The 11,235-nt window shown below is 59.8% G+C and carries 12 protein-coding genes; 9 read left to right on the top strand and 3 right to left on the bottom strand.

Annotation, left to right across the window (positions count from 1 at the left end; genetic code table 11):
• Positions 1-109: 109 nt before the first annotated feature.
• Both ACIP1X_RS23605 and ACIP1X_RS23610 read left to right on the top strand, forming a co-directional pair.
• Positions 110-400, top strand: a complete 291-nt coding sequence (locus tag ACIP1X_RS23605) for a DUF2782 domain-containing protein (protein WP_159813381.1) — start codon at positions 110-112, stop codon at positions 398-400.
• 54 nt (positions 401-454) lie between these two features.
• On the top strand, positions 455-1,408 hold the full coding sequence (locus ACIP1X_RS23610; protein ID WP_400755383.1) for a homoserine kinase: 954 nt from the start codon (positions 455-457) through the stop codon (positions 1,406-1,408).
• Positions 1,409-1,497: 89 nt separating this feature from the next.
• Here the strand turns inward: ACIP1X_RS23610 and ACIP1X_RS23615 are convergent, their stop codons facing one another.
• Positions 1,498-2,418 carry a zinc ABC transporter substrate-binding protein ZnuA gene (locus tag ACIP1X_RS23615; protein WP_103302959.1) on the bottom strand — a complete coding sequence of 307 codons (921 nt, stop codon included), beginning with the start codon at positions 2,416-2,418 and terminating at the stop codon, positions 1,498-1,500.
• A 66-nt stretch (positions 2,419-2,484) separates the two neighbouring features.
• Between ACIP1X_RS23615 and ACIP1X_RS23620 the strand changes: the two genes are divergently transcribed.
• From ACIP1X_RS23620 to ACIP1X_RS23635, 4 genes are read left to right on the top strand one after another with little or no spacing between them, the layout of a single operon-like run.
• Positions 2,485-2,967: a Fur family transcriptional regulator gene (locus tag ACIP1X_RS23620; protein WP_053125415.1), complete on the top strand. Its 483-nt coding sequence runs from the start codon at positions 2,485-2,487 to the stop codon at positions 2,965-2,967.
• Positions 2,967-3,752 (top strand): zinc ABC transporter ATP-binding protein ZnuC, encoded by a 786-nt coding sequence (gene znuC, locus ACIP1X_RS23625; protein WP_053125416.1) that lies wholly within the window; start codon positions 2,967-2,969, stop codon positions 3,750-3,752. Before ACIP1X_RS23620 ends, znuC begins: the two co-directional genes overlap by 1 nt.
• Positions 3,745-4,533: a zinc ABC transporter permease subunit ZnuB gene (gene znuB, locus ACIP1X_RS23630; protein ID WP_159813375.1), complete on the top strand. Its 789-nt coding sequence runs from the start codon at positions 3,745-3,747 to the stop codon at positions 4,531-4,533. Before znuC ends, znuB begins: the two co-directional genes overlap by 8 nt.
• 37 nt (positions 4,534-4,570) lie before the next feature.
• Positions 4,571-5,284, top strand: a complete 714-nt coding sequence (locus ACIP1X_RS23635) for a PA5502 family lipoprotein (protein WP_159813373.1) — start codon at positions 4,571-4,573, stop codon at positions 5,282-5,284.
• Between the two features lie 104 nt (positions 5,285-5,388).
• Here the strand turns inward: ACIP1X_RS23635 and katE are convergent, their stop codons facing one another.
• The gene (gene katE / locus ACIP1X_RS23640; RefSeq protein ID WP_400755396.1) at positions 5,389-7,530 is read right to left on the bottom strand and encodes a catalase HPII; all 2,142 of its coding nucleotides are present in this window, start codon (positions 7,528-7,530) and stop codon (positions 5,389-5,391) included.
• A gap of 260 nt (positions 7,531-7,790) precedes the next feature.
• Between katE and ACIP1X_RS23645 the strand changes: the two genes are divergently transcribed.
• The 3 genes from ACIP1X_RS23645 to ACIP1X_RS23655 all read left to right on the top strand — a co-directional run bounded on the left by ACIP1X_RS23645 (position 7,791) and on the right by ACIP1X_RS23655 (position 10,361).
• Positions 7,791-8,798: a methionine ABC transporter ATP-binding protein gene (locus tag ACIP1X_RS23645; RefSeq protein WP_007911748.1), complete on the top strand. Its 1,008-nt coding sequence runs from the start codon at positions 7,791-7,793 to the stop codon at positions 8,796-8,798.
• 5 nt (positions 8,799-8,803) lie between these two features.
• Positions 8,804-9,514 carry a methionine ABC transporter permease gene (locus tag ACIP1X_RS23650; RefSeq protein WP_172680176.1) on the top strand — a complete coding sequence of 237 codons (711 nt, stop codon included), beginning with the start codon at positions 8,804-8,806 and terminating at the stop codon, positions 9,512-9,514.
• A 76-nt stretch (positions 9,515-9,590) separates the two neighbouring features.
• A complete protein-coding gene (locus ACIP1X_RS23655; RefSeq protein ID WP_159813371.1) occupies positions 9,591-10,361 on the top strand; it encodes a MetQ/NlpA family ABC transporter substrate-binding protein in 771 nt (256 codons plus the stop codon).
• Positions 10,362-10,614: 253 nt separating this feature from the next.
• Here ACIP1X_RS23655 and ACIP1X_RS23660 read toward each other — a convergent pair.
• On the bottom strand, positions 10,615-11,235 hold a 621-nt coding region (locus ACIP1X_RS23660), incomplete at its 5' end, for an SCO family protein (protein ID WP_400755386.1).

Raw genomic sequence — 11,235 nt, forward strand, 5'->3', positions numbered from 1 at the left:
GAACCGTCCACCAGGACGAGGGGGGCTTGGCTCATGAGCAGGATCAACCTTTTCGGCGGGTCCGGCGCTAGAATAGCGGGACCGTTGACGACAAAGGGACAAGGTTATCATGCGTACGTTAAATCGCTTGCTGCTGGTCGGTCTGATTGCTGCCTCACCGTTGGCCGCGATGGCGGCGGATGATGCACCGACAGGGGAGCCGGAAGTTACCATCCGCACGGAAGGCGACAAGACCATTCAGGAGTACCGCCAGAACGGTTTCCTCTATGCGATCAAAGTGACCCAGAAAGGCTTTCCGCCGTACTTTCTGGTGCGTGCCGACGGGACGGATGCCAACTTCATCCGCTCGGATCAGCCGGATATGCTGATTCCGTCATGGAAGATTTTCGAATGGAAGTAAGTTTTTAATTCACCCGGCGCCGCAATTGGCGGCGCCCGTACTGGCAGTTAAAACATGTCTGTGTTCACGCCCCTGGCTCGGCCCGAGCTGGAAACCTTTCTCGCCCCTTACGGGCTAGGCCGTCTGCTTGATTTCCAGGGGATCGCCGCCGGCAGCGAAAACACCAATTTCTTTATCAGCCTGGAGCAGGGCGAATTTGTCCTGACCCTGGTCGAGCGCGGCCCGGTGCAGGAGATGCCGTTCTTCATCGACCTGCTCGACGTGCTCCACGAAGCCGATCTGCCGGTGCCGTACGCACTGCGCACCACAGACGGCGTGGCGTTGCGTGAGCTGAAAGGCAAACCGGCGCTGCTGCAACCGCGTCTGTCCGGCAAACACATCAAAGTCGCCAATGCCCAGCATTGCGTGCAGGTCGGCGAATTGCAGGCGCATCTGCACCTGGCGACGCAGGGCGAGCGCATGATCAAGCGCAAGACCGATCGTGGCCTCGACTGGATGCTGGAAGAGGGCAACGCGTTTCTCTCGCACCTGAGCGATGAGCCACGGGCCTTGCTGCAAAAGGCGCTGGGTGAAATCAGCGAGCGCAAAGAGAAGATTCTCGCGTTGCCTCGGGCGAACATTCATGCGGATTTGTTTCGCGATAACGCGATGTTCGAAGGCACGCACCTGACCGGACTGATCGACTTCTACAACGCCTGCTCGGGGCCGATGTTGTACGACGTGGCGATTGCCTTGAACGACTGGTGTTCGGACGAAGAAGGTTTGATCGATGGCCCGCGTGCCCGCGCATTCCTTGGCGCTTATGCGGCGCTACGGCCGTTCACGGCGGCGGAGGCTGAGTTGTGGCCAACGATGCTGCGCGTGGCGTGTGTGCGGTTCTGGCTGTCGCGGTTGATCGCGGCGGAGCAGTTTGCCGGGCAGGACGTGTTGATTCACGATCCGCGGGAATTTGAGCAGAAATTGGCGCAGCGGCAGCAGGTGCACACACCTTTACCGTTCGCCCTCTAAAAGCTTCGCGAGCAGGCTCGCTCCCACAGGATTTCGGTGATCCTGTGGGAGCGAGCCTGCTCGCGAATGGGTCGACGCCGATGCCGGGGTTACAGAGATTCCAGGCACCCGGCCAAATCATTACCCAACTTTTCCAACACCTGCTCATAGCCCTGAGCCGTCGCCGGGGTGTACCCGCCCAACGCATCCAGCTCAGCCAGTTTCACCGGCAAACCCGCCACCAACGTCTCCGCCAGACGCGGACGCAACGGCGGCTCGCTGAACACACAGGTTTTGCCGACTTCCTGCAAACGCTTGCGCATCGCTGCGACATGCTGCGCGCCCGGTTGCACTTCGGCGGCCACGCTGAACACCCCGGTGTGCTTCAGGCCGTAAGCCTCTTCAAAGTAATCAAACGCCTCGTGAAAGACGAAATACGGCTTGCCTTCTACGCTGGCCAGACGCTGCTTCAAGCGCTGATCCAATGCATCCAGACGCTCATCAAACGCCTTGGCATTGCTCTGATAGCGCTCGGCATTCGCAGGGTCGGCAGCGCTGAGGTCTGCGGCCATCTTGTCGGCGATCACTCGCGCATTCACCGGCGAAAGCCACAAATGCGCATCCAGTGTGCCCGGGCGATGATCGTGATCATGCTCGTCGGCCTCTTCGGCGTGGGAGTGGCTGTCTTCAGCAAAACGGCGCAGCTTCATCCCCGGCAGATCCTGCACCGCCACGCTCGGCAGCGTACGACCGTTCAGCACGCGCGGCAGGAAACCTTCCATGTCCGGACCGATCCAGTAGAGCAGATCGACCGATTGCACCTTCCGTACGTCGGATGGCCGCAGCGCGTAATTGTGCGGCGAGGCACCCGGCGGCAGCAGCACTTCGGGAATCGCCACGCCGTCCTGCACGGCCGCTGCAATCAGCTGCAACGGCTTGATGCTGGTGAGGACTTTGACCTCGGCCTGAGCCGAACCGATCAGCAGAAAACTGGCGACAAAAGCCACAAAAACAGAAAAAAGTCGGGACACGATGACCACTCAAGGAGGCGAGAACGGGTAACATAATAACGTCTCTATCAAAACTCGTCGCCGCCCATGCCTATTACACCGATTGCCAGCCGTCCCCACGACCACTCACATTGCGTGCACAGCGCTTTGTCCGAGGCCGATACCTTGTGCGCCCAGAAAGGCTTGCGCCTGACCGCGTTGCGCCGCCGGGTGCTGGAATTGGTGTGGCAAAGCCACAAGCCGCTGGGCGCCTACGACATTCTCGCCGTGCTCAGCGAGCAGGACGGCCGCCGCGCCGCGCCGCCAACCGTGTATCGCGCGCTGGATTTCCTCCTGGAAAACGGCCTGGTGCACCGCATCTCTTCGCTGAACGCCTTCGTAGGCTGCGTCCATCCGGAACACGCGCATCAGGGCCAGTTCCTGATTTGTCGCGAATGCCACGCCGCCATCGAACTTGAGCAAAAAGTGATCAGCGACGCGATCATCAACAGCGCCAAAGACGTCGGTTTCATCGTCGAAGCGCAGACCGTCGAAGTCGTCGGCCTGTGCTCCGGTTGCCAGGGGGCTTGATGAGCAATGCGCTGATCCGTCTGGAGCAGGTCGCCGTCACGTTTGCCGGGCAGACCGTGCTGGACAACATCGAGCTGAGCGTCGAGCCGGGGCAGATTGTCACCCTGATCGGCCCTAACGGCGCCGGCAAGACCACGCTGGTGCGCGCCGTGCTCGGGCTGTTGAAGCCGAACAGCGGCAGCGTCTGGCGCAAGCCGAAACTGCGCGTCGGCTATATGCCGCAAAAACTTCACGTCGATCCGACCTTGCCGCTGTCGGTGCTGCGTTTTCTGCGTCTGGTGCCGGGCGTTGACCGTCCGCGTGCGCTGGCCGCGTTGAAAGAAGTCGGCGCCGAGCACGTCATCGACAGCCCGGTGCAAAGCGTTTCCGGCGGTGAAATGCAGCGCGTATTGCTGGCGCGGGCATTGCTTCGCGAGCCGGAATTGCTGGTGCTCGACGAGCCGGTGCAAGGCGTAGACGTCGCTGGGCAAGCCGAGTTGTACAGCCTGATCACCCGTCTGCGCGATCGCCATGGCTGCGGCGTGTTGATGGTGTCCCACGATTTGCATCTGGTGATGAGCACCACCGACCAGGTGGTCTGCCTCAACCGTCACGTCTGCTGCTCCGGGCATCCCGAGCAGGTCAGCGGCGATCCGGCGTTTGTCGAGCTGTTCGGCAAGAACGCGCAGAGCCTGGCGGTCTATCACCACCATCACGATCACGCTCACGACCTGCACGGTTCGGTGGTCAAAGGGCCGGTGATTGGCCAACCTCACGTTCACGGAGACAACTGCAAGCATGGCTGATTTTCTGTTGTATGCCCTGCTTGCAGGTCTGGCGCTGGCGATCGTTGCAGGTCCGCTGGGTTCGTTCGTGGTCTGGCGGCGCATGGCCTATTTCGGCGATACCTTGTCCCACGCCGCGCTGCTCGGTGTGGCGCTGGGCTTTCTGCTGGATGTCAGCCCGACGGTGGCTGTGACGGTCGGTTGTTTGCTGCTGGCGGTGCTTTTAGTGACCTTGCAACAGCGCCAACCGCTGGCGTCCGACACGCTTTTGGGAATTCTCGCACCGAGTACGCTCTCTCTCGGCCTGGTGGTACTAAGCTTCATGCATGAAGTGCGGATCGACCTGATGGCCTATCTGTTCGGCGACCTGCTGGCGATCAGCCCGACCGATCTGGCGTGGATTCTCGGCGGCAGCGCGGCGGTGCTGGTGTTGCTGGTGACATTGTGGCGGCCATTGCTGGCGATCACCGTGCATGAAGAGCTGGCCAAGGTCGAAGGCCTGCCGGTCGCCGGTCTGCGCATGGCGCTGATGTTGTTGATTGCGGTGGTGATTGCGGTGGCGATGAAAATCGTCGGTGTGTTGCTGATTACTTCACTGCTGATCATTCCGGCGGCTGCGGCACAGCGTCACGCCCGTTCGCCGGAGCAGATGGCGGTCGGCGCGAGCCTGCTGGGTATGGTCGCGGTGTGTGGCGGCCTTGCTTTGTCATGGTTCAAGGACACCCCGGCAGGCCCGTCAATCGTTGTGACGGCGGCCGCACTGTTTCTGCTGAGTTTTGTTCTGCCCCGTCGTGGGGTGTAGACTTGGCCGCTTTTTGCGCAAATAGAGAGTCGCAGGAATGAAGCCGTTCGCCTCCCGTTATCTGCTCCTTGTCGCATTTTCAGTGCTACTGGGCGCCTGCCAAAGTACCCCACCGGTGGTTGAAACCCCCGATGCGCGGGCTACGGCCATCGCACAGCTGGAGCAAAGTCTGGCCAGCAGCGAACTGGCCACCGCTGAAGACCAATTGGCTGCTTTGCAGAAAGAAACTCCCAATGATCAATCCCTTGAGCAATACCAGCGGCAATTGGCCGAAGCGTATCTGCGTCGCAGCCAGATCGTGTTGCAGAAGGGTGATGTGAATGCCGCCGCTACGGCGCTGAGCCGTGCCCGCGTGCTGATGCCGAAAGCGCCGGCGCTGACCGGTGGCGTCAACGGCGCGATTACTGAAGCGCGCAAGGCTGAGCTGGAGAAGGCCGAAGCAGCGCTGCTGGCCGCTGAGGCCAAGCCGAAAGCCAAGGTGATCGATCCGACCGCCGAGAGCACCACGGTTGCGCTGAACATCACCGATAGCCACAAACTTCGCCGCCAACTGGATGCGATCGCCGCCGATGTGGTGAATTATGAGTGTGGGGTGACGATTCAGGCACCACGGACGAATGACTATCCGTGGTTGTCGACGTTGCTGACCAAGCGGGTCAAGAAGCTCAACCCGGATTTTGATCTGAAGATCGAGAAGCAGATCGTGCGCACGGTGCCGGCGCAGATGGTTCTTAGTCCGCGTAAACCTTAAAAGCTTCGCGAGCAAGCCCGCTCCCACATTGGATTCGTGTACGAAACAGAACCAATGTGGGAGCGGGCTTGCTCGCGAAGGCGTCCTTTCAGGCAGCCAACAACTTAAGCCGGAATGGCCTTAGCCTTAGGCTCACGATCCCAAACCCTATGCTGCCCAATCGCAGCAAAGAACGGCTTGGTCAGCCCCGGTACATCCTTGCCTTGCAACAACCCGGCATCCGCTTCCAGTTTCAGCAAATCCTGCAATTGCTTGGCATCACCCTGCAACGCAATCGCCTTCAAATGCTTGTAGGCCTCCAGCACGTAGTGCAACGCCACGCCGTCACCGCTCAAGGCCTTGACCGACGCCGCGCCGCCCGGCACAAACACCGCATCGAAAATCACCGACGGCATGCCTTCCATCGAAGCATCCACAGGCAACATTTTACCGTCCGCAGTTTTCACCGGCGCCGAAGTCGGGCCGAGCAATTTCGCGTGCGCACCTTCCGCCGTCAATGCCTTCTTCATCGCATCAATCGCCGCACCATCGACACCGTTGGCAGCAAGAATCGCCACTTTGCGGGTTTTGATGTTCTCTGGCAGCAGATTCGCTTGGCTCAGCGCTGGCGAGTGATCGAACGACACCTTGCGCGCATCCACCGTGCCTTTGGTAGGCGCAGGCAGACCCAGGTTGGCCGCGACACGTTTGGCCAGTTCCAGATCGATGTTGGCCAGAATCTCGTTCACCTCGCGCGCGCGGATGAACTCGCGTTCAACCTTGCCCAGCTCGAAGCTATAGGCCGCGATGATGTGCTCCTTCTCGTGGTCGCTCATGCTGTTGAAGAACAACGTTGCCTGAGAGAAGTGATCGCTGAACGACTCGCTGCGCTGGCGGATCTTGTTCGCGTCGATGCGCTCTGGATAACTTTCAAAACCACCGTCCTGCGCGGCAGGCGGGGTTTCTTTCGGCCAGCCGCCATCAATCGAGTTCGGCTCGTAAGAGGCACGACCCTTGTCGATCACCGTACGGTGCTGCGCATCGCGCTGGCCGTTGTGGAATGGCGCGACCGGGCGGTTGATCGGCAGCTCATGAAAATTCGGCCCACCGAGTCGGCTGATTTGCGTATCGGTGTAGGAAAACAGCCGACCTTGCAGCAGCGGGTCATTGGAGAAGTCGATGCCCGGCACGATGTGGCCAGGGCAGAACGCAACCTGCTCGGTCTCGGCAAAGAAGTTGTCCGGGTTACGGTTCAACGTCATTTTGCCCAGCGGCGTGATCGGCACGATTTCTTCGGGGATCAGCTTGGTCGGGTCGAGGATGTCGAAATCGAAGTCGTGCTCGTTTTCCTCCTCGATGATCTGTACGCCGAGTTCCCATTCCGGGTAGTCGCCCATCTCGATCGCTTCCCAGAGGTCGCGACGATGGTAGTCGGTGTCTTTACCGGCGAGCTTCTGCGCCTCGTCCCACACCAGCGAGCAAGTGCCGGCAGTCGGGCGCCAGTGGAATTTGACGAAGCGCGATTTGCCTTCGGCGTTGATCAGCCGGAAGGTGTGCACGCCGAAGCCTTGCATGCTGCGCAGGCTTTTCGGGATCGCCCGGTCAGACATCGCCCAGATGACCATGTGCGCTGATTCCGGCACCAGCGAGACGAAGTCCCAGAAGGTATCGTGGGCAGAGCCACCGGTAGGGATTTCATTGTGCGGCTCGGGTTTCACTGCGTGGACGAAGTCGGGAAATTTGATCGCGTCCTGAATGAAGAAGACCGGCATGTTGTTGCCGACCAGGTCGAAGTTGCCTTCATCGGTGAAGAACTTCACCGCGAAACCGCGCACGTCGCGTACGGTGTCGCCGGAACCACGCGGGCCCTGCACCGTGGAAAAGCGCACAAACACCGGCGTCTTTTTCCCCGGATCCTGTAGGAAACCGGCCTTGGTCAGCGTCGAATGGTTCTCGTAAGCCTGAAAGAATCCATGCGCGCCAGTGCCGCGCGCGTGGACGATGCGCTCCGGGATGCGTTCATGGTCAAAGTGCGTGATTTTTTCACGCATGATGAAGTCTTCAAGCAGCGATGGCCCGCGCGGGCCGGCCTTCAGGGTGTTCTGGTTGTCAGCAATCTTGACGCCCTGATTGGTGCGCAGGGCTTGGCCAGTAGCGTCGGAGCGGAACTTCTCCAGGCTGTCGAGTTTGGCGTTGGTGTTGGCTCGATCCGGGGCATCGGTTCCGGCCATCTGGCTTTTGTCGGACGTAGGCTTCTTGCTCATCAGTCGTAAACTCCTCGGTTGACCCCGTTGTTTGCCGGGGACTCTTGAGTGGTTCCCGGGCACGGCACCCAGGGTTTTCAAGTCGCTTACTTAGTGACTGATGAGGCGCTCGGAGCGTTCCTTTTTTATGACCTTTGATCTTGTTATTGCCAAATCGAAGGTTAATTGCGAAATAAATGCTAAGAACCTCTATACGGACAGGCTAAAATGCGCCCCCGGCTAACCGCTGATCCTTTTCTAACGCGCCCCACAAGGTTCGCTACGTGATCGAGTTTCAAAACGTCCACAAGACTTACCGCGTCGCCGGTAAGGACATTCCCGCGCTGCACCCGACCAGTCTCTCGATTGAGAACGGTCAGGTCTACGGCCTGATCGGCCATTCCGGTGCGGGAAAAAGTACCCTGCTGCGTCTGATCAATCGCCTGGAAGATTCCAGCGGCGGCAAGATCTTCGTCGACGGTGAAGAAGTCACCGCGCTCGACGCCAAAGGCCTGCGCCGTTTCCGTCAGCAAGTCGGGATGATCTTCCAGCACTTCAACCTGTTGGCCTCGAAGACCGTCGCCGACAACGTTGCGTTGCCGCTGACCCTGGCCGGTGAGTTGTCGACCAGCGAGATCAATCAGCGTGTGGCTGAACTGCTGGCGCGCGTTGGTTTGTCTGACCACGCCAAGAAGTACCCGGCGCAATTGTCCGGCGGCCAGAAGCAGCGCGTCGGCATCGCCCGCGCTCTGGCGACCAAGCCGAAGATTCTGCTGTGCGACGAAGCCACCAGTGCCCTCGACCCGCAGACCACCGCTTCGGTGCTGCAATTGCTGGCCGAGATCAACCGCGAGCTGAAACTGACCATCGTCCTGATCACCCACGAGATGGACGTGATCCGTCGTGTTTGCGATCAAGTGGCGGTGATGGACGCTGGCGTGATCGTCGAGCAAGGTTCGGTGGCCGATGTGTTCCTGCATCCGCAGCACCCGACCACCAAGCGTTTTGTTCAGGAAGACGAGCAGGTCGATGAAGGCGAGCAGCGTGATGATTTCGCGCACGTGCCGGGCCGTATCGTCCGTCTGACCTTCCAGGGCGAAGCGACCTACGCGCCGTTGCTCGGTACCGTCGCCCGGGAAACCGGGGTCGACTACAGCATCCTCGCCGGTCGCATCGACCGCATCAAAGACATCCCCTACGGGCAATTGACCCTGGCCGTCACCGGTGGCGACATGGAAGCGGCCTTCGCCCGCTTCACCGCCGCTGATGTCCACATGGAGGTGCTGCGTTAATGGAAATGTTCGACGCTGCAATCAAGAACTACGACGCCGCGATAGAAGCCATCAAGCTGTTCTTCCAGAACATCGACTGGCTGGAAATCGGCCTGGCGACCAACGACACCATGATGATGCTCGGCGGCTCGCTGCTGTTCACCGTGTTGCTCGGCCTGCCGCTGGGCGTGCTGCTGTTTCTCTGCAGCCCGCGCCAGTTGCTGGAAAACCGCGTTCTCTACGCGATCATGTCGTTGGCGGTGAACATCCTGCGTTCGCTGCCGTTCATTATTCTGTTGATCGTGATGATCCCGCTCACCGTGCTGATCACGGGTACGTCGCTGGGCGTGGCCGGTGCGATTCCGCCGCTGGTGGTGGGTGCCACGCCGTTCTTCGCGCGTCTGGTGGAAACCGCGCTGCGTGAAGTCGATCGCGGCATCATCGAAGCGACCCAGGCCATGGGCGCGACCACGCGGCAGATCATTCTCAACGCGTTGCTGCCAGAGGCCCGTCCGGGCATCTATGCAGCGATTACGGTGACGGCGATTACACTGGTTTCCTACACGGCAATGGCCGGTGTGGTCGGCGCCGGTGGTCTGGGTGACCTGGCGATCCGTTTCGGCTACCAGCGTTTCCAGACTGACGTGATGATCGTCACCGTGGTGTTGCTGCTGATTCTGGTGCAAGTGCTGCAGATGGTGGGCGACCGTTTGGTCGTGCATTTCTCGCGCAAATAAGCAGTTTTGTATTGAACAGATGAGCCGGCCATTCGCTGGCAGGCGCCAGACGGGCGCCTCATAAGGAGTTAGCTGAATGAAAAAACTGATCGCTGCTTTCGCTGCCGTTGCAGCATTCTCGGCCCACGCCGAAACCCTGACCGTTGCCGCCACCCCGGTGCCGCACGCAGAAATCCTCGAGTTCGTGAAGCCAGCCCTGGCCAAAGAGGGCGTGGATCTGAAGGTCAAGGTCTTCACCGACTACATTCAGCCGAACGTACAGGTCGCCGAAAAGCGTCTGGACGCCAACTTCTTCCAGCACCAGCCGTACCTCGATGAGTTCAACAAGGCCAAAGGCACCAACCTGGTTGCCGTGACCGGTGTGCACCTGGAGCCGCTGGGTGCTTACTCGAGCAAGATCAAAGATCTGAAAGACCTGCCAAGCGGCGCCAACGTGGTGATCCCGAACGACGCCACCAACGGCGGCCGTGCGCTGTTGCTGCTGGCCAAGGCTGGCGTGATCACTTTGAAGGATCCGACCAACATCCTGTCGACCGTCAAAGACATCGCGACCAACCCGAAAGACCTGAAAATCCGTGAACTGGAAGCCGCGACCATCCCGCGCGTGCTGACACAGGTCGACCTGGCGCTGATCAACACCAACTACGCGCTGGAAGCCAAGCTCGATCCGTCCAAGGATGCGCTGGTGATTGAAGGTAATGATTCGCCATACGTGAACATCCTCGTGTCCCGCCCGGACAACAAGGACAGCGACGCGATGCAGAAACTGGCTGCTGCGCTGCACAGTCCGGAAGTGAAGAAATTCATTACCGAGAAGTACAAAGGCGCGGTGCTGCCGGCGTTCTGATTTAGATTGCTGCAACGAAAAAAGGGGACGCCATGAGCGTCCCCTTTTTTGTGTCTGGTGTTCGGCTTTGGAACTGTTGTGAAGCTGCCCCTCACCCCAGCCCTCTCCCGAGGGAGAGGGGGCCGATCTTCAAGCTTTTCGAGCCTGAGTTCGACTCACAATTGCAGGTCGGCGCAACTCGAAAAAACACCTAGGTCAGTCCCCTCTCCCTCCGGGAGAGGGTTAGGGTGAGGGGCTCTTGGCTTTTAAACTGTCACTTACGGTTAAGCATCACCGGCAACTGCGCAACCAATTTGGCATTATTCAACGGCGCCCGAATAAACCCACGCTGTGTCCCGTCCGGGCCAATCACCGCGAGGTTGCCGCTATGGTCGACGGTGTAATTCGGCTTACTCGTATCCGCCGGAATAAACGGAATACTCACCGCATTCGCCACCTTCTGCAGCTCTTCAATCGAAGTCGGCGTCAGACCAACAAACTGCGGATCAAAGTAGCCCAGATACTGCTTCAACTGTTTCGGGTTATCGCGGTTCGGGTCAACGCTGACCAGCACGATCTGCAACTTATCCACGGCGTCTTTCGGCAGTTCACTCTTGATCTGGCGCAGCTGTGCGAGGGTAGTCGGGCAGATGTCCGGGCAGAAGGTGTAGCCAAAGAACAACAGACTCCACTTACCCTTCAACTCATTGATCGCCACCGGTTTGCCGTCCTGATCGGTCATCGTTACGTCCGGCAGATTCCTGCTCTGCGGCAGCAGGATGATGCCGGCGTCGATCAACGCAGTCGGGTCGCCCTGGCCCTTGCCGCTCAGCACTTTGTTGACGGTCAGGCCGAGGATCAGCGCGATCACGGCGACGAGGATGAAGACGGTTTT

Source organism: Pseudomonas sp. NPDC088885 (assembly GCF_044750025.1).
GTDB lineage: Bacteria > Pseudomonadota > Gammaproteobacteria > Pseudomonadales > Pseudomonadaceae > Aquipseudomonas > Aquipseudomonas rustica.